General features: G+C 27.4%; 26 protein-coding genes. 14 read left to right on the forward strand and 12 right to left on the reverse strand.

Translation table 11 applies throughout. The features are described from left to right. The first annotated feature begins 67 nt into the window (after positions 1–67). Both murD and HA143_RS07805 read left to right on the forward strand, forming a co-directional pair. Positions 68–1474 carry a UDP-N-acetylmuramoyl-L-alanine--D-glutamate ligase gene (gene murD, locus HA143_RS07800; protein WP_209085605.1) on the forward strand — a complete coding sequence of 469 codons (1407 nt, stop codon included), beginning with the start codon at positions 68–70 and terminating at the stop codon, positions 1472–1474. 116 nt (positions 1475–1590) lie between these two features. Further along, positions 1591–1905 carry an MATH domain-containing protein gene (locus HA143_RS07805; protein WP_209085608.1) on the forward strand — a complete coding sequence of 105 codons (315 nt, stop codon included), beginning with the start codon at positions 1591–1593 and terminating at the stop codon, positions 1903–1905. A gap of 8 nt (positions 1906–1913) precedes the next feature. Here HA143_RS07805 and HA143_RS07810 read toward each other — a convergent pair whose 3' ends face one another. From HA143_RS07810 to HA143_RS07835, 6 genes are all read right to left on the reverse strand, one after another. Further along, complete coding sequence (locus tag HA143_RS07810; RefSeq protein WP_209085611.1) at positions 1914–2645, reverse strand: pirin family protein; 732 nt, start codon at positions 2643–2645, stop codon at positions 1914–1916. Positions 2646–2731: 86 nt separating this feature from the next. Then, positions 2732–2878 carry a hypothetical protein gene (locus HA143_RS07815; protein ID WP_209086671.1) on the reverse strand — a complete coding sequence of 49 codons (147 nt, stop codon included), beginning with the start codon at positions 2876–2878 and terminating at the stop codon, positions 2732–2734. A gap of 64 nt (positions 2879–2942) precedes the next feature. Next, positions 2943–3479 carry a DUF1643 domain-containing protein gene (locus HA143_RS07820; protein WP_209085622.1) on the reverse strand — a complete coding sequence of 179 codons (537 nt, stop codon included), beginning with the start codon at positions 3477–3479 and terminating at the stop codon, positions 2943–2945. Beyond that, positions 3476–3961 carry a DUF2214 family protein gene (locus HA143_RS07825; RefSeq protein ID WP_209085625.1) on the reverse strand — a complete coding sequence of 162 codons (486 nt, stop codon included), beginning with the start codon at positions 3959–3961 and terminating at the stop codon, positions 3476–3478. The genes HA143_RS07820 and HA143_RS07825 overlap by 4 nt, the downstream gene beginning before the upstream one ends. An 87-nt stretch (positions 3962–4048) precedes the next feature. After that, positions 4049–4798, reverse strand: a complete 750-nt coding sequence (locus tag HA143_RS07830) for a GAF domain-containing protein (protein WP_209085629.1) — start codon at positions 4796–4798, stop codon at positions 4049–4051. Positions 4799–4900: 102 nt separating this feature from the next. Next, positions 4901–6148, reverse strand: coding sequence for an NAD(P)/FAD-dependent oxidoreductase (locus HA143_RS07835; protein ID WP_209086623.1), 1248 nt, complete (start codon positions 6146–6148; stop codon positions 4901–4903). 187 nt (positions 6149–6335) lie between these two features. Here HA143_RS07835 and HA143_RS07840 point away from each other — a divergent pair, with 187 nt between their 5' ends. Both HA143_RS07840 and HA143_RS07845 read left to right on the forward strand, forming a co-directional pair. After that, complete coding sequence (locus tag HA143_RS07840; RefSeq protein ID WP_025946337.1) at positions 6336–6572, forward strand: hypothetical protein; 237 nt, start codon at positions 6336–6338, stop codon at positions 6570–6572. Positions 6573–6712: 140 nt separating this feature from the next. Further along, entirely contained in the window at positions 6713–7585 is an 873-nt protein-coding gene (locus HA143_RS07845; RefSeq protein ID WP_209085632.1) for a DMT family transporter, read from the forward strand. Between the two features lie 200 nt (positions 7586–7785). Here the strand turns inward: HA143_RS07845 and HA143_RS09860 are convergent, their stop codons facing one another. Then, complete coding sequence (locus HA143_RS09860; RefSeq protein WP_257469955.1) at positions 7786–7920, reverse strand: hypothetical protein; 135 nt, start codon at positions 7918–7920, stop codon at positions 7786–7788. A gap of 432 nt (positions 7921–8352) precedes the next feature. Between HA143_RS09860 and HA143_RS07850 the strand changes: the two genes are divergently transcribed. Next, complete coding sequence (locus HA143_RS07850; RefSeq protein WP_209085634.1) at positions 8353–8523, forward strand: hypothetical protein; 171 nt, start codon at positions 8353–8355, stop codon at positions 8521–8523. 66 nt (positions 8524–8589) lie between these two features. On the opposite strand, the gene HA143_RS09865 is transcribed toward HA143_RS07850, so the two are convergent. After that, positions 8590–8721, reverse strand: a complete 132-nt coding sequence (locus HA143_RS09865) for a hypothetical protein (RefSeq protein WP_257469956.1) — start codon at positions 8719–8721, stop codon at positions 8590–8592. Positions 8722–8999: 278 nt separating this feature from the next. Here HA143_RS09865 and HA143_RS07860 point away from each other — a divergent pair, with 278 nt between their 5' ends. The 3 genes from HA143_RS07860 to HA143_RS07865 all read left to right on the forward strand — a co-directional run bounded on the left by HA143_RS07860 (position 9000) and on the right by HA143_RS07865 (position 9961). Continuing rightward, positions 9000–9182, forward strand: coding sequence for a hypothetical protein (locus tag HA143_RS07860; protein ID WP_209085645.1), 183 nt, complete (start codon positions 9000–9002; stop codon positions 9180–9182). Between the two features lie 45 nt (positions 9183–9227). Then, on the forward strand, positions 9228–9362 hold the full coding sequence (locus HA143_RS09870; RefSeq protein ID WP_257469957.1) for a hypothetical protein: 135 nt from the start codon (positions 9228–9230) through the stop codon (positions 9360–9362). Between the two features lie 434 nt (positions 9363–9796). Beyond that, complete coding sequence (locus HA143_RS07865; RefSeq protein WP_209085647.1) at positions 9797–9961, forward strand: hypothetical protein; 165 nt, start codon at positions 9797–9799, stop codon at positions 9959–9961. Between the two features lie 575 nt (positions 9962–10536). On the opposite strand, the gene HA143_RS07870 is transcribed toward HA143_RS07865, so the two are convergent. Further along, on the reverse strand, positions 10537–10842 hold the full coding sequence (locus HA143_RS07870) for a restriction endonuclease subunit S (protein ID WP_209085650.1): 306 nt from the start codon (positions 10840–10842) through the stop codon (positions 10537–10539). A 397-nt stretch (positions 10843–11239) separates the two neighbouring features. Here HA143_RS07870 and HA143_RS07875 point away from each other — a divergent pair, with 397 nt between their 5' ends. Together HA143_RS07875 and HA143_RS07880 are read left to right on the forward strand one after the other, a co-directional pair. Then, a complete protein-coding gene (locus tag HA143_RS07875; protein WP_209085653.1) occupies positions 11240–11395 on the forward strand; it encodes a hypothetical protein in 156 nt (51 codons plus the stop codon). Between the two features lie 85 nt (positions 11396–11480). Then, positions 11481–12587, forward strand: coding sequence for a fatty acid desaturase (locus HA143_RS07880; protein WP_209085656.1), 1107 nt, complete (start codon positions 11481–11483; stop codon positions 12585–12587). A 3-nt stretch (positions 12588–12590) separates the two neighbouring features. On the opposite strand, the gene HA143_RS07885 is transcribed toward HA143_RS07880, so the two are convergent. Next, positions 12591–12743 (reverse strand): hypothetical protein, encoded by a 153-nt coding sequence (locus tag HA143_RS07885; protein WP_209085659.1) that lies wholly within the window; start codon positions 12741–12743, stop codon positions 12591–12593. A 287-nt stretch (positions 12744–13030) separates the two neighbouring features. On the opposite strand from HA143_RS07885, the gene HA143_RS07890 reads away from it, so the two are divergent. Beyond that, a complete protein-coding gene (locus HA143_RS07890; protein ID WP_209085662.1) occupies positions 13031–13189 on the forward strand; it encodes a hypothetical protein in 159 nt (52 codons plus the stop codon). Then, positions 13182–13334 (forward strand): hypothetical protein, encoded by a 153-nt coding sequence (locus HA143_RS07895; protein ID WP_209085666.1) that lies wholly within the window; start codon positions 13182–13184, stop codon positions 13332–13334. Before HA143_RS07890 ends, HA143_RS07895 begins: the two co-directional genes overlap by 8 nt. Positions 13335–13478: 144 nt before the next feature. On the opposite strand, the gene HA143_RS07900 is transcribed toward HA143_RS07895, so the two are convergent. After that, positions 13479–13619, reverse strand: a complete 141-nt coding sequence (locus tag HA143_RS07900; RefSeq protein WP_209085670.1) for a hypothetical protein — start codon at positions 13617–13619, stop codon at positions 13479–13481. A gap of 589 nt (positions 13620–14208) precedes the next feature. Here HA143_RS07900 and HA143_RS07905 point away from each other — a divergent pair. Then, the gene (locus HA143_RS07905; protein ID WP_209085695.1) at positions 14209–15384 is read left to right on the forward strand and encodes a fatty acid desaturase; all 1176 of its coding nucleotides are present in this window, start codon (positions 14209–14211) and stop codon (positions 15382–15384) included. A gap of 111 nt (positions 15385–15495) precedes the next feature. Further along, positions 15496–15657: a hypothetical protein gene (locus HA143_RS07910; RefSeq protein WP_209085698.1), complete on the forward strand. Its 162-nt coding sequence runs from the start codon at positions 15496–15498 to the stop codon at positions 15655–15657. Between the two features lie 127 nt (positions 15658–15784). Here HA143_RS07910 and HA143_RS09765 read toward each other — a convergent pair whose 3' ends face one another. Further along, positions 15785–15919: a DUF938 domain-containing protein gene (locus tag HA143_RS09765; protein WP_245210914.1), complete on the reverse strand. Its 135-nt coding sequence runs from the start codon at positions 15917–15919 to the stop codon at positions 15785–15787. Between the last annotated feature and the right edge of the window lie 286 nt (positions 15920–16205).

Consider the following 16205-nt stretch of genomic DNA (forward strand, 5'->3'; position numbering starts at 1 on the left):
CTAATGAATGATCTCATGATTGAATTAACCCTCAAACAGATTTAATATAAATGCAATTATAAATTTAATGATAGATAATAATCATTTAAGTAAAAGAAAAAAAATTAATCTTGTAATTGGATTAGGCAAATCTGGATTTTGGGCTGCCAAGTATTTGAGAAGCATCAATAAGAGAGTAATTGTTTGGGAAAGTAAAGATGGGGAAGAATTCGCAGAAACAAAAACAAAATTGGAGGAACTTAATATACTAGTTTCTCTTAATAAAGAATTTGTATTTGAAGAAATTCATCCCTTTGTAAAAGAGATTGAATCTGTTGTTGTAAGTCCATCAATACCTTATGACCATGAAACTATTATTCAATTAAAAAAAAAGGGAATTAAAGTAATTGGAGAAATTAATGTTGCATGGGAAATTTTAAAAGACACAAATTGGATAGGTATTACTGGCACTAATGGTAAGACTACTGTTACTCATTTACTAAGTCATATACTCTGCGAGAATGAATTATATGCTCCTTTTGCTGGAAATATTGGTACACCTTTATGTAAATATGCTTACTCTAAAAAACACGAAACAATTGACTGGGTTGTAGCTGAATTAAGCAGTTATCAAATAGAAATATCTCCAGAAGTAAAACCTAACATTGGAATCTGGACAACCTTCACAGAAGATCATCTTGAAAGACATAAAACACTTGAAAACTATTTCAACATAAAAAAAAGCTTGCTAGAAAAATCAGATTTTAGAATTTATAATTATGACGATGAAAATCTAAGAAATCACTATAGTTCACTATCAAAAGGGGTTTGGATAACAACTAGTTTAGATCAATCAAATTTAATTCAATGCGATTATTGGATAGATGATCAAGCATTCATTGTTGAAAGAGGGAAGAGACTATTCAAACTAGAACATTTTTCTTTAAAAGGAATGCATAATCTTCAAAATCTTCTATTAGTAATAGCAGCAGCAAGAAAAGTTGGATTATCTGGAAAGAAGATTAAAGATTCTTTATCTAATTACAAACAATTACCTCATAGGATGGAAACAATTTACAAAAATAATGATCTGGAAATAATTAATGATAGTAAAGCTACGAATTTTGATTCATCTATTGCAGGAATAAATTCAATTGAAGGTCAAATAATAATAATTTCTGGAGGCAGATTAAAAGGCAATGAATACAGTGAATGGATAAAAGTTTTAAAGAAAAAAGTTAAATGTGTTTTTCTTTTTGGAGAAAGCTCAAAAGTCCTAAAAATAGCGCTTATTAATGATGGATTTAAAAAAGATATTTTTGAATTTTCAGAACTGAAAGAGCTTCTAAGTTTTGTTTTTCATTATTTACAAAATAACAAGGTTGGGACATTATTATTCTCACCTTCATGCTCAAGTTTTGATCAATTTAAAAATTATGAAGAGCGAGGAGATCATTTCAAGAAACTAATAAGTAAAAAATTAAAGGTTAATTAATTCAGTTTTTATTTAAAGATCATTAAATAATTTTCAGGTCGGTCATCACAACCGTCTCCCCTCTAGCAAATATTCACTTAGTTAGTTAGATTTTGACTATAAATTCATTATTAAAAATGAGTGAATCTAACAATTTACCTCAAGCAATCAGTCATAAAAAATTAAGTTACTTGATGCTGAAGGCACAAAAAGATACTCATTCTTCTGATGAATTAACAGAAATAGAAAGCCCCGCAAAAAGAGAATTTGACGATTTAATAAACAATTGGGAAGCCTCAACTAAGAAATTAATTCACGAGTTATCAAAAAGAAAAGAGAATTTACTAAAAGATAAATCACCAAATTCTTTAATTGCACTTGGTGCTATGGAAGTTCACCTTAACATGGCTTTGCAAGCCTTAAATGCATTTAATAAAGGATTTGATGAGTAATAGATAAACTATAAGGAAGGCATTGAAAATAAAAGAAAATCTAGTTCTTTTTCAGTATCTATAGAAATATCTTTTACATTAATAACTTCAAATCCCAAGCCATCTCCAGAAGAGAGACATATATTTAAATTAGGGTCTTTACTTTTTAATAAAAGATTACCTTCTATTATTTGTATCCAATTATATTTATCGATTTTTAATGGCATTTTTTTTTCTTTAATAGGTTTGTATTTACAACGCCATAAAGAAATATCTTGATTTAGAAAAAGTTTATTATTTTGACCTTTTTTATAATCAAAAATAAGATTTTCCCACAACTTTTCATTTAATGATATTTGTTTATAGCGAGGTTTGATATTTTCTTTTTTAGGGATTACCCAGATTTGGAACAACTTGCAGGACTCATTTTCTTCGTTCTTCTCGCTATGAGAGATCCCAGTACCTGCAGACATAACTTGAACTTCATCTTTATTAATTTTCCCAAAGTTGTTTAACGAGTCTCTATGAGTTATTGCTCCTTTTGTTACGACAGTAATTATTTCCATATTTGCATGAGAATGTGTATTAAATCCTGTATTAGGAGAAATAATATCTTCGTTTATAACTCTAATATTCCCAAAATTATCCCATTTTGGATCTCTATGCTCTGCAAAAGAAAATGAATGCATCGAATTTAGCCATTCTCTATTTGATCTAAATCTTTCGTGCGATTTCCTTATTTTAATTATTTTCAAAGACATAAATTCCTAGAAATAAATATTGTATTTTTGGGTTAAATAAATATGTTTTAAAATTATAAATTATGAATAAGGAAAATTATTTTTATTTATTTGTTAATTTTACTTTGTGCTTTATTTGCTTTATTAATTATTTTTTTTGCTTCTTCTCTTGTAGAACATTTTTCTGCCTCAACATTTAAGTTTTTTAGTTTATTTAATTGCTTTGAAACTTTCATATAAGTTTGAATTGCCAACTAGAAGTTAACACATATTTAATGGAATAGCCAAAAATAATGGTTTGCATTTCAGCCTTATTAGCTAAAAATAAGATTGGAGGATGGAATTATCAGAACAGTATAGAGGATGTATTGGATTATCTTTAATTGTTTTCTTAATGAAAAGAGGTCCAAGAGGATTATCAAAATTATTTTTCCTAATTGAGTTATAATGCATTATTTTTTTTGATATTCTTTTATTTCTATTGAGAAATTTCCCTTTGTTGCCCCAACCTAACCATAAATCACAGTTTTTATTTTCAGACCAGTGTTTTAAGTTTTTATAAATATGATTATTATTTAGATAACCAACAGGGTTTTTGCGATTAAAAAGTTCTTCTGGATTGCTTGAAATAAGAGCAAATAGATTGATTAATTTTACTTTGCCATAATTATTGTTTTTCGATATTTTGATTATCTTTTTTGTTGTATTATCCAAGAAAACTGCATCTGATAATGAAGGATTTAAACCAATAAAAATAATTTCTTTTGTAGATTTAGAAATTTTATAACTTAAGCTCCATCTATATTTTTTGCTCGTGCTTATTAAACAATTTCTTTCTAGAAATAAATTTTTCAACCTAAACCCACACCTCTAGCCATAAGAGTTGCAAACAAAGGTATTGTTGCAAAGCCCACTAATTCGGTAGTAATGATAAGTTTAAACCTCTTAACAAGTTTCTCTGAGATTTCAGGTAATTTATTCTTACTTAATGGAATTGCCCATAGGATATAGGTTGTTGTTGGGTATAAAGAAATTAACCCTACCAAAATGTAAAGCGAAACCTTTATCCAAAACACAGGATTACCTGTATAGAAATCGCCTCCTTGTCCAAAATACTTAACACGTAATATACCAGTAACCAATATTGCGACTCCTGCCAAACCATAAACCACATCTGCAATTATCATTGAGATAGTCTCAATTCTATTAAGACCTACTTTGAGAGTCAATCTTTCAAACAAAAGAGCACCGAAACACAAAATAATTCCTAAATAATGAATATATGCTACCAATGCACTTTTAGCGATTTCGCCTGTTAATAAAGTTCCTAATAACATTTTCTAGTCAAAATTTATACAATACTAACCACCAAATAAAGAATTTGTTTAGAAATATAATAATAACTTAAAAGCAAGGTATTGAATCTAAGACTCTAAATACCTTTTTTGACCATCTTCAAAAAAATCCTTTTTATTCCATACTTCGATTACATCTGGGAAATGTTTTTCCATGCATTTATCACAAACCCCATGACTGAATCTAATATCACTAATTTTCGAAAGATATTTTTCCAAATGCATCCAATCCCCCTCCTTATTTTTTACTTCTCTGCAATATGAGCATACAGATAAAATCCCTTCCTGTTTATGCAAATTAGACAATGCATCTAGCAAGTTTAATGACTTTTTTCTAAGCTCCAAAAATGAAACTATTTGCTTGGATAATAATTCCATAATATTAAATTGTTTTGTAGTTAGATTTCCTGGCTTTCTGTCTATTACACAGAGAGTTCCAAGTTTATGACCATCACTATTTCTAAGGGGAAAGCCTGCATAAAAACGAATCTTGGGATCTCCTGTTACCAATGGATTATTTATAAATCTTTCATCTTGGAAAGCATCATTAATAATTAATGGACTATTTTCTTTAATTGCATGGGTACAAAAAGACCAATCTCTTCTAGTTTCTTGTATTGGAAGTCCTTGTTTGGATTTAAACCATTGTCTATCTTTATCCACCAAAGTCATTAAAGAAATAGGGACATTACATGTTTCTGAAGCAATTTTTGTAATATCGTCATAACATGATTCTGGCTTGGTTCCCAATATCCTGTATTCTGCTAAAGCTTTTAATCTTCTTTCCTCTTCTTCTTTTTTTGATACAAGATTCTGCATTAATCTTCACCAATTAATTAAAACTTTAAAATTAAATTTTATTCAAAAAACTTTTTCCGTCTAATACTTAATAAAAAAAAGATAAACTTATTGAATTGTTACTTACTGATTTATTATTGATTGATTTAACTTTGAGACTGCCATCCCAGCAATCCATCCACTTGTCCAACAATGTTGAAAATTAAATCCACCAGTGATCCCATCAACATCCAAAACTTCTCCAGAAAAAAATAACCCTGGACAAATTAAGCTCTCCATACTTTTAAAATTAACCTCATTAATTTTTACGCCTCCTGAAGTAACAAATTCCTCTCCAAATGGACCTTTGCCTGAAATTATATATTTATCCCTCATTAGAGTATTTATTATTTTTTCTCTCTCATCCGCCAGTAAATCAGCCCACTTTTTCTCATTATTAATACCTATTTTCTTTAATAAAAAAATCCATAATCTTTTTGTTAATAGTGGCACAGGTCTACTATTAATAAGATTCACCTTGCCTTTATTTAATCTTAAATGATTAACTTTTTCTTTTAACTCCTTATAACTTAAAGAAGACCATTTAATGATTAGATTAAATTTATATTTTTGGCTATAAAGTTCCCTTGCTGCAATTGATGAAAGTTTTAACACTGCTGGCCCACTAAACCCCCAATGCGTTATTAGTAAATCGCCTCTATTTTGAAAATTCTTATTTTTTAATTTAATTTCTATATCTATGCCCTTTATCGATACCCCACTACATTCATCCAAATTTGGTTCTTTTGTAGAAAAAGTAAAAAGCGATGGTACAGGTTTAACAATGGTGTGTCCAAGATTTTGAGCTAATTTATATCCGCTTGGATTACCTCCAGTTGAAAGAATAATATTTTTTGCAGTTACCTTTGCTTTTTTAAGACTAAAAATATTGAATATATTATCTGGAGTTTTTGAAATTTCTTTTACATAAAATTTTTTTATTATCTCTACGTTTTTTGATAAAGCACTTTTTCTCAAACAATCAATAACATCTGAAGAAGAATTAGATACTGGGAAAACTCTTAGATCTTCCTCAATTTTTAATTTTAACCCTTTTTTCTCAAACCAATCATATACATCTCCAGCAGCAAAACGATTAAATGATTCCAAGAGCTGAATTCCACCTCTGGGGTAATTCTCAACTAGTTCATTCGGTATCCATGTTGCATTAGTGACGTTACATCTTCCCCCTCCACTAATCCTTACTTTCTCCATAAGTTTTGAAGTGCCTTCAAGAATTATTATTTTTTTTACTCCATTTTCAGCAGCAGTTATTGCTGTCATAAAACCAGCTGCACCGCCTCCTACAACTGCTAAATCAAAAGGTTCCAAAAACTTATCATTCAATATGCTTCTATCTGATAATAGCAAGGAATTATAGAGAAAAATTATTCCAAAAACTATTAAAAAAATAAATAAAAAACTTAAAAAAATGCAAAATAGATAGCTGCAATTCACTAATTTTTAAATTTCTAAAAAAATCAACGCAGTCGTTATTCTTATGCTTTAACTTAATTAAATGAGTCTGATATTTTCTTACGTTAAATATTCTGAGGCCAGTTTTCCTATGACTGGTCAATATACTGCTCTTCTTTTAATTACTTCTGTTATTTGGGTTCTACTTTGGTTTGGATATAGACAAAATAAGATAAATGATGAGATCAAGAAAAAAGAAAAAGAAGAAAGAATTAATGCGAAAGTTCAAAGAAGAAAAAAGTTAGAGAGTTTATACCCTACTAATAAAAAAACTGTTTAAAATAAATTATTTTAGAAAATATGAAAAAAAATAATTTCAAATTACTAATTCAGTACTTACCGGGGATTTTGATTCTTATTTATGTATTCTTTTTAGCATTTACTCAATTCATAAAATAAAATTTTTAAAAATTATTCGTTTTGATTGGAATCCTTTCTGCTTTCGGAGCTGCTACATCTTGGACATATGCCTGCTTTATTTGGCGCGCGCAAACTAAAAAATATAAACCAGTAGATATTAATTTAATAAAAAATATAATAGCTTTTTTAATTTTCATACCTGCTTTTATCAATATAAGTTCTACAACTGCATTAAAAAACATATTTATACTACTAATTAGTGGAATAATAGGTATTGGTTTAGGTGATACTTTCTATTTAAAGTCACTACAAACAATTGGCACAAGAAAAACTTTATCTATAGAAACTCTTTCTCCGTTAATGGCAGCTTTGTCAGGGGAATTTTTTATTAATGAAAATTTAACAACTAAATCATGGGTTGGAATAATTATAGTAACGATTTCGCTATTCATAATTCTCAGAAAAGGTAACGATTTTAAAGAGGAAAACTCCTCTTTCTCAGAAAAAAATAACTTTAAGATTTTTGCTTTTCCTTTTTTATCAGTTTTATGTGCTGTTCTTGGAGGTCTTTTATCAAGGATGGTTTTCCTTCAAAGCAATTTATCTCCTTTCCTTACAACTGAAATAAGATTATTAGGTGCAATAATTTTTTTGATAAGTCTAAAAGGATTTAAGATTAATTTTTTCTTAAAAAACATAGACAAAAAACAACAAAAAAGATTTTTTATTTCAATACTTCTTGGAACAAATATAGGAATATTTCTACAACAAGTTGTGTTTAAAACCCTCCCCATAGGAGTAGGATGGGCTTTATTAAGCACATCTCCAGTAATTTCCTTATTTTTTGCTAAGAATGAGGAAAGAGAAATTACCAAAAAAATAAAAATTTTTACTTGTTTTTTATTTTTTGGCTTGACATTAATAATTCTTTAATCTCTGAGTTAATGTAAAAAATACTCATGTTAATAAAAATCAGATTAAATAAAATTATCCTATAAACACTCAAAACAATGAAAACATTAAAGAAAAAAAGACTCGGCACATTGGAAGTTTATGTTATTTTCTTAAGCTGCATTTATGCAGGCTTTATAGGTTATAAATCTCTATTAAATGTTTTATTTACTTGGAATTAATTAATTAATTCTTTCTAATGATTTAATCAACTTACCTCCATCTTGGTCATCATCATCATTTGAAGCGAAAAATAAAAAAAATATTCCTAGGGAAGCTATAGATAGCGAAATTGACATTACAGAAAGCTCATCCATAAATTAGAAAATTTTTTTTATGATAAACGAAAAAAAATAAAAGACAGTAAAGAAATACACATTCTCGAAAATAAATATTTCTTTTATTTGTAAAATGAAAAAACACATCCAAACTATTTCGTGAAAGTTCTAATATCTTCCCCTTGTAGTGCAAGCACAATAATTCAGTATGGAATAAAAAGTTGGCCTATTTGGGAATGTGAGCCAAGCGATTATAAGTACCTAAACAGGAAATATTTATGTAATTAAACCTGGAGATCTAGTTTATTTTACAGCTGGACTTTACTGCGAGTAGGATGTAACCAAGAGTATTAAAAAACATTAACGGTTTGATAGCTAAATGTAAGGAAAAAGGTTTTTTATTGTTTTATTATTAAGTCAATGAAGATAAAATATAGTTAATACATAATTTTCAAAAGTAAAACTAATATTATGCCTTTTACTGATCAAGAATATTTCGAAGTTATCGAGCAAAACGACACAGTAAAAGAAGCATATAAAAATATTAAGCGAATTTGCATTGATTTACAAAAACAAACAAATTGTCCTGAAGAGGATCTAAAAGATTTTCTTGAATTTATTTCTAGACAATGGAATAAGTAATAATAAACAAGGCCTTTTAGAAGTACTAGATTTAAACTCGCAATTTTCTTTCTGAGTGAACAAGTTCTAGTCTAATTCCTTGTTTGGGTTAGTATTCATACTGGACGTCCCCTTAGCAGCAGTAACGAAGAAAAAGAAGCCTACAATTCCTGATATACCAAATATCGCAGCCAAAGGATCAAAAGTGAAAGAAAACATAGAATTTATAAAATCAAGATAAATAATAGTTTTTCAATCAAAATTGTACAAATATTGTTAAGTATAAAAAATTACAATTGAACGATTCATTATGTCATTATTGGTTTCTTAGTAGGTAGAAGTGAATTATTATTCAAATTTATATTTACGTATAAAAATATCAATATACCTAAGATTTATTCTTATGACAGAAAAAGTTTTAAGAATATTTATAGAAATCTTCAATACCATTTACCAAAGAATCCACAATTGTTGTTTCTTTTGATTAGTATCGATCCATGACAGAATTGTATTCAGCTTCTTCTTCAATAAGTCCTCTAACGGCAATACTTTGGTGTCTTTATCCAATTGCTATAATTGTTATCATTGAAATAATTCTTGGGGGTGGATTCGATGATGACAATAATGACGATCAAGATGGTGGAATGTTAATACCGGCTTACTCAAGATATAACGTTTAAATTTGAATTCGAAATTTAAAATTTAACCTATAAAAATTCCTTAAAATGGCAACCCAAATTGATACAACTTTTGCTTCACTAATTACACTAACTGTTTTTATTATTTCCTCTCTTTCGTGGCTAGTCTTAAGAACTATAAAAGAAGGTAGAAAAGCTCTTAAAGAAATAAATAAGGATTAAAACAAATATCTCAAAAGAAAATAAAAAAATGTAGAATTTTGGATTAATATTATTTATATTTAGTCTTTATAAGTTTTACTAAATTATATATATTCATAAGAAATAATTATTAAAAATTTTGGAAGTTTAGAAAAATCATAAAAAGCGTAAAGAAATATTAGAATTTATAAGATTGCTAAATTAAACAATTCTCAATTTATAGTTATTTCTTGTTTTTCAAGAGGCTTATCCTTCAATAATTACTTTCATAAATAAAAATGCATCTCAATTCTTTACTTTATATTTGTACTATATTTTTATTCATTTATGTAATGGCACTATTTTGGAGAGACTTACCAAATCAAAAAAAGTAAATAAATAATTAATATTAATTTTGTTGCCTATAAAAAAAAATTAAGTTATTAATTTAATATTGGATCTAATTTTTCTTGAAAATGCTAAAAGAATCTTCAAATAACCGCAAAAAAAATTCATACTCAGACACTACAAATATTGAAAAAGAAAACATTATTTGCAAAGACGGATTCTGCTCATTGCCGAATCAAGAAGATTTCTCAAAACAAAATAAAAATCATACAAATTTATTTGATCCTATTTAGTAAATAAAAACATGTTGAGAAATTTAGGATAAAATTTTTGGAATCTTTGAATCTTAATTTATGTGTAGATAAATTTAAAATGCATATTAAGATTTTTGGGTTAAATCTAGAGACTTTAAAAGATTCATATCTATCGAACTGGTTTTTTTCAATTAGCGAATCTAATAATTTATTTGCTAACTTTCCCAATATTTATAAAAAGGTTTAGTTTTAAAGCTTATTTAATTATTTTCATGGCTCCTCAAATATCTTTGAAAATAGGGATAATTACAGATTTAAAAAAGATTGGATATTGCTCTATAAATTTCATAGCCTTTTTCAGATTGTTCTTTTATTTGATCTAGTTAGGATTTGCTAAGATCGGTAATGGCAAATAAGAGCTTTAAATATAAACTAATAAATTATCAAAAATAATCTAAATCTATTCTTAGCATAACTACATTTACCTTATAGAAACAATGTATTTTTTCTGGAATGTTTTGATCACTTTTTTTATTAAAAATGGGCATAAATTAAGGTGATTATTAACCATTATCTAAAAAAAATTATAGGCTAATTGAATATAAACCAACTCTTTATTTTTTTCTTTTCTTAAAATCCACAAATCTTATCTTGTTTCTTGAAGCTATTTGCTTTTCAAGAATTCTAAACACATGCAATTCGCATTCAGTTAATTTAAGAAACTGATCGAGTGTATCTTTATCGTCTTCATCAAAGTTCTTGAAAACTTCTGAAATAGCAAACCTATTTTTAGATATAAAATCCTCTGCAACATCCTCTGGATTTTTACCTGAAGCGAAATCTTGAAAAGCTTCATAAGAATTCAGTTCTGACGTTAGCCATTTAAACCATGGTTCTTTGTTATTTATGATTTTCTTCATGAAAGAATCTTGACTAATTTAATCATCATTAGTTATTTATTCTTTGGCAGCTGTAAAATTACTCATTTTTTTGTTAAAAGATAACTAAAATTTAATTTTTATAAAAACATCTTCAATTCCATTTTATGAATTTCATTCATCTCCAATTTTAATTATTGGTGCTCTTATTATTCATTTAGCAATAGAAGTTTTTTTATCGCATATCAAAAATATTTCAATTCACCTTTGAACAAAGATCTGACGATAAACAAAAAAGCATTAAATAAGGAACAAAATGAATTAAACGACAGATTAAGGAAATATAGAACAAGAGTTGAAAACCTTATTAAAAATTACTTAAAGATCTCGAATTCAAGACCTTAATTTTTTTAACAGGAATAATGGACTATAAGGAACTATGGATAAAGATCATCTTATTGAATTAATTTCTAGTAGCATTCTCTATGAGATTAAAGACTCAGAATCAACGAAGAAGCTTTCTGATTTTAAGAATTACTTAGAGAGATTAAATCTAGATCAATTGAGAACTATGTCTAAAGAATTTATTCTTTAGTGGTATATCAATAAAAAACACTTTTTTTAGTTATTAGTCAAAATATATTTTTTTTTGTTATCTTCATTTCTACAGTATAAAAAATATGAAGCAAGTAAAAAGAAGTGATTTTTTAATTAAGCCATTTCTAAAAAGAAATAATTTAAGGGCTTTTTATCAAATAATTTCTACCATAATCCCAATAATATCTCTTTGGTTAATTGTTTACCAAATAATAAATCATTCTTTTTTATTATTAATAAAAGGCTTCTTATTGATTCCTATTCTTTGTCTGCTCACGCTACTTTCTTCTAGAACCTTCTCATTAATGCATGATTGCGGCCATAATTCTCTTTTTAAAAAACGTAATCTCAACAAATTTTTTGGATTTTTGCTTGGTTTGGTAAATGGCATTCCTCAGAAATCATGGTCCATTGACCATGCATTTCATCATAGAAATAATGGGAATTGGGAAATCTACAAGGGGCCTATAGATGTTTTAAGTATTGAAGATTATAATTCTCTATCAAAAAGAGAAAAAATATTTTATAAAATAAGTCGTAATTGGATCATGCTTTTTCCTGGTGGCTTTTATTACTTAGTTCTAAAACCTAGATTAGGATTGATTATTATTATTTTTAATTTTAGTAAAGATATAGTAAAAGAGTTTTTTATCAAAATTAAAAACAGAGAATTTTCTGAATTTTTAGCTATCAAATCAAGAGTTAAACCACCTTTTTCTGATTACGGTGATAATTTTAGTGAACTTTTTGAATTAGTAACGAATAACTTAATAGTAATAACAGGTTGGTTTTTTATGTCCAAATGGTTTGGGTTGGTTTTTTTCTTAACATTTTATTCAATTATATCAACCTTATCAGCAGCAATTCTAATATGTATTTTTTTCGTCCAACATAACTATAAAAATGCATATGCTAAAAATACAAAAAATTGGGATATCATCGATGGGGCTATTCTTGGTAGTAGCAATTTAAATATACCTAATTGGCTAAATTGGTTTTTAGCAGATATATCCTTTCACAGCATTCATCATCTCTGCGAGAGAATACCAAATTACAATTTAAGAGCTTGTCATAAAGCAAATATTCATTTGCTTCATCAATCAAAGTTTTTACAATTAAGTGATTTTCCAAACTGCTTCAAATATATTATTTGGGATAATAAAAATGAAAAATTAATCCCAATAAGTTAATAGCTAATTAAACTTTCTTCTGAATTTTCTTTTAAGAGGAATACTGCTATATGCATGTGTACCAATAGATGGGGGTAAATGATTCGTTAGAGGATGCATAAAAGCGTTTGCCATACTCTCTAACATTTTCGAAAGCCAATTGATTACTGATTTCATTTGAAAATCTAAAAGTGTACTTTTTTATAATCTAACTAAATTACGGAAAAGTAAATCAGTCTTTATGCTGATTTTTTGAAAGCTTGCTTTAAAAAACTCTTATTTAATAATAAAAATTGTTATTTTTCTCATTGCTTAAAAGAAGATCATTACTACCTTTCTAAAGGTAAACTAAGTGGAATTTTAATTTAGTAAATAATACTTATTTTTTCTAATACACTTAATAAATTAAATTATTAGCCATGATTTCGTGCTATATCTCTATTTCAAATAAATCTACCAAATTCATGAGTGATTCAGTTGTTTCTACTAACCAGAATACAGAAATAGATTCTATTAATTCATATTTTGAATGTATTACTGAATGCAGTATTGTGGATGGTCATCAAGAATGTATTACGCGATGTTTAGAAATTCATTTAAAAGGAGAGAATCAAAATGAATAGCAAAAATTCTCCACAAAGGAAAACAACTTTAAAGTGGAACCACAACGGAGAGCTCTCAGAAATTGATATGTTAAGAATTTTAGAAAAGATCTCATCTAGTGATCTTAATCAATGTGAATTGACATGCGATTCAGATCAAGTTTAAAAAGCATTGAATACTAGAAGTTTGTAAGTTGATAAATTATTAATTATTCAAATAAACAATAAGTATCTCTTAATACTTTAATTAAATAAGATCTTATTCAAAATTTATTACCTTTTCTTCAAGCTATAAGTATATGATGAATAATTAATTTTTAGAACTCCTGCCTTTTTTTAAGGATTTTTTAGTAATTTCTTTTTTTGTGATTTCAATCGGTTTTACCATACCTAAATTGCCATGAGTTGGACAATAATAAGTCATTAGCATCCATGTTTTTTCTTCATTCATGATAAAAACCTCTACTTTAAGAAAACTACTGAATAATTAAATACGATAATTTATAAGAAAATTGATATTTTTTAATCATTTTTTCTTTTTTGCTTAATAATTTATAGAAGTATTGAAGGAATTCAATCTAAATAGATATAAATACGCATGACTTTAAAAAGAAATCCTGCTATTTATTAATAAATTCAAAATTATTTCATGTCTTTAGAATCTATATTGATGGTAGTAGCTCCAATTTGTCTTTTTACGGTAGGAGTAATTGTTTTACCAATTTTAGTAAAACCGCGTAAACAAACAGGTATACCAAAGAGGTATATACGTGGTCTTTAGATTAAATGAGCTTTAATAAAGATCAATGATAAGGATAAGCTTTGCAAAAACAAATTGCATTGATAAATTCAGAGATTCTCATAAGATAACAAAATTAAAACTATTAGAATCAAATGAATTTGCTTGAGTATAAAAAATTTGTTTTAAAAATTTTATTGAAAAAAACAAACTATATATTATTTTCATAAAAATATACTGTGATTGATAATAGAATATATAAATTAATTTTTATTTAACTAAATTCTTACCTAACAAAAATTTGAGTAATATAAAATTTTCAGGTCTTAAAGGCCAAGCGCTTGAAATAGATGACAAAGATATTCCAAGCATAAAAGAATTTAAGGGTGTTATCCCAGATCACTATTTCAAGTGCAATACCAAAACTTCTTTGAGGTATCTTTTACAAACAGTTTTGATTCAATCTTTTGTATTTGCAATAGGTTTATCTATTCCATTAACTCTAAAAATGATCCCAATTTGGATAGTTTACTCATTGCTATCAGGTACCACTGCAATGGGATTCTGGGTAATTGCTCATGAATGTGGACATGGGGCCTTCTCTCAGAACAAGGCATTGGAAACTATCACTGGATATTTATTACATTCATTACTACTAGTTCCTTATTTTTCTTGGCAGCGTTCTCATGCAGTTCATCATCGATTCACAAATAATGTAACCAATGGTGAAACTCATGTTCCTTTAGTTATTGAGGGAAATGGAGTTACAGAGAAGGTTGGTGGAGAAAAAGAATTACTTTTTTCAAATTCCATAGGCAGGCAAAATTACGGAATTTTTCAACTCGTTTTACATCTAATATTTGGATGGCCTGCTTATTTACTTACAGGTAGCACAGGAGGTATTAAATATGGGACTTCCAATCATTTTTGGCCAATAAAACCATTTTCCCAAGCATTATGGCCGTCAATATGGGCTAAGAAAGTTTGGATATCAGATATTGGAGTAGCTTTAACATTATTGAGTATTTTTTTCTTTATTTTTAAGTATGGTTTATTCCAAGTACTTGCAATGTATATTGGTCCTTTATTAGTAGTTAATAGTTGGTTAGTAGTTTATACATGGCTTCATCATACAGATTCAGATGTGCCTCATCTTTCAAATACGGAATTTTCCTTTATGAGAGGTGCATTTCTATCTATTGACAGGCCTTACGGTAAAATCCTTAATTTTCTTCACCATAATATAGGTTCGAGTCATGTCGTTCATCATGTATGTCCAACAATTCCTCATTATCATGCTAAAAAGGCTACTGTCTTAATTAAAAAAGCTTTTAAAAAAGGTTATCTTTTTAATCCTGATCCAATACCCAAAGCCCTCTGGAATATTGCTTGCAATTGTATTGCTGTTAAATCAGATATCAATGGTCGAAGATATATCTGGCAATCTTCATACAATGAAAAAGCAGTAAAAACATAAATATTGTTAATTTGTTTTATCACATTAATTTACGCAAATCTGAAAAAAATATAAAAGAATTAGTAATATACTTTTTCTCATTGTAAAAATTATCTAATTTCAAAATTTACTATGAGTGGAGACAATTTACATGGGAAACAACCAATTAAATTTTATTCTGAGGAAATCACTCTTACAAAAGTGGAATTATTAGAAAGACAGTTGATTTTAGGAAAAAAAATTTCAAATTTAGATGAAAAACATAAAGAATGGAGCAGAAAACTATCTGACTAATCAATTAATCAAATACTATTTTATACTGATTGATTTTTTCATTGAAATTAATTAGACAATTTTCTATAAATTATTGAAAAATTATTTGCCCGCATATTAATAATATCTTCTTGAAAAAGCCCTTTTTTTAACCTTCATCACTATTTTTCTCAAGATTTCTATTACCCCAAAGATCATTATGTATTTTTAATGAATTATCAAAGAAATAATTACTTTGACTTCTGTACTTATTACCAATTTTAAATCGCCCATATAATATCAAAAACCTACCTCTTTAATTAATATCTTTACTCCCTAAAGAGCTCTACCATACAACTCCAAGTGCTATATGAATCATATTTATAGACCCTACACCTTCCAAAGAAACTGCTAAATTCATTGGAATTTTCCAAGGAATTTCTCTAAATCAATCACAAGAGGTTGGAGCATTTTCTTATTTAATTTTTCATACTCGATTCAAAAACTTATACTTTTTCTATCGAATAACTCTGGATCACTTGTTTGCCAAATTATTTAAGGAAAGGGTTTGTTTTAAAAAACTCTATGTT

This window comes from Prochlorococcus marinus CUG1415 (genome assembly GCF_017696015.1).
Lineage (GTDB): Bacteria > Cyanobacteriota > Cyanobacteriia > PCC-6307 > Cyanobiaceae > Prochlorococcus_A > Prochlorococcus_A marinus_AE.

Bases quoted from the DNA above. Each gene is read 5' to 3' on its own strand.
- murD (WP_209085605.1), top strand. From the start codon at position 68: ATGATAGATAATAATCATTTAAGTAAAAGAAAAAAAATTAATCTTGTA.
- HA143_RS07805 (WP_209085608.1), top strand. From the start codon at position 1,591: ATGAGTGAATCTAACAATTTACCTCAAGCAATCAGTCATAAAAAATTA.
- HA143_RS07810 (WP_209085611.1), bottom strand. From the start codon at position 2,645: ATGTCTTTGAAAATAATTAAAATAAGGAAATCGCACGAAAGATTTAGA.
- HA143_RS07825 (WP_209085625.1), bottom strand. From the start codon at position 3,961: ATGTTATTAGGAACTTTATTAACAGGCGAAATCGCTAAAAGTGCATTG.
- HA143_RS07830 (WP_209085629.1), bottom strand. From the start codon at position 4,798: ATGCAGAATCTTGTATCAAAAAAAGAAGAAGAGGAAAGAAGATTAAAA.
- HA143_RS07840 (WP_025946337.1), top strand. From the start codon at position 6,336: ATGAGTCTGATATTTTCTTACGTTAAATATTCTGAGGCCAGTTTTCCT.
- HA143_RS09860 (WP_257469955.1), bottom strand. From the start codon at position 7,920: ATGGATGAGCTTTCTGTAATGTCAATTTCGCTATCTATAGCTTCCCTA.
- HA143_RS07850 (WP_209085634.1), top strand. From the start codon at position 8,353: ATGCCTTTTACTGATCAAGAATATTTCGAAGTTATCGAGCAAAACGAC.
- HA143_RS09865 (WP_257469956.1), bottom strand. From the start codon at position 8,721: ATGTTTTCTTTCACTTTTGATCCTTTGGCTGCGATATTTGGTATATCA.
- HA143_RS07860 (WP_209085645.1), top strand. From the start codon at position 9,000: ATGACAGAATTGTATTCAGCTTCTTCTTCAATAAGTCCTCTAACGGCA.
- HA143_RS09870 (WP_257469957.1), top strand. From the start codon at position 9,228: ATGGCAACCCAAATTGATACAACTTTTGCTTCACTAATTACACTAACT.
- HA143_RS07865 (WP_209085647.1), top strand. From the start codon at position 9,797: ATGCTAAAAGAATCTTCAAATAACCGCAAAAAAAATTCATACTCAGAC.
- HA143_RS07870 (WP_209085650.1), bottom strand. From the start codon at position 10,842: ATGAAGAAAATCATAAATAACAAAGAACCATGGTTTAAATGGCTAACG.
- HA143_RS07875 (WP_209085653.1), top strand. From the start codon at position 11,240: ATGGATAAAGATCATCTTATTGAATTAATTTCTAGTAGCATTCTCTAT.
- HA143_RS07880 (WP_209085656.1), top strand. From the start codon at position 11,481: ATGAAGCAAGTAAAAAGAAGTGATTTTTTAATTAAGCCATTTCTAAAA.
- HA143_RS07885 (WP_209085659.1), bottom strand. From the start codon at position 12,743: ATGAAATCAGTAATCAATTGGCTTTCGAAAATGTTAGAGAGTATGGCA.
- HA143_RS07890 (WP_209085662.1), top strand. From the start codon at position 13,031: ATGAGTGATTCAGTTGTTTCTACTAACCAGAATACAGAAATAGATTCT.
- HA143_RS07895 (WP_209085666.1), top strand. From the start codon at position 13,182: ATGAATAGCAAAAATTCTCCACAAAGGAAAACAACTTTAAAGTGGAAC.
- HA143_RS07900 (WP_209085670.1), bottom strand. From the start codon at position 13,619: ATGAATGAAGAAAAAACATGGATGCTAATGACTTATTATTGTCCAACT.
- HA143_RS07910 (WP_209085698.1), top strand. From the start codon at position 15,496: ATGAGTGGAGACAATTTACATGGGAAACAACCAATTAAATTTTATTCT.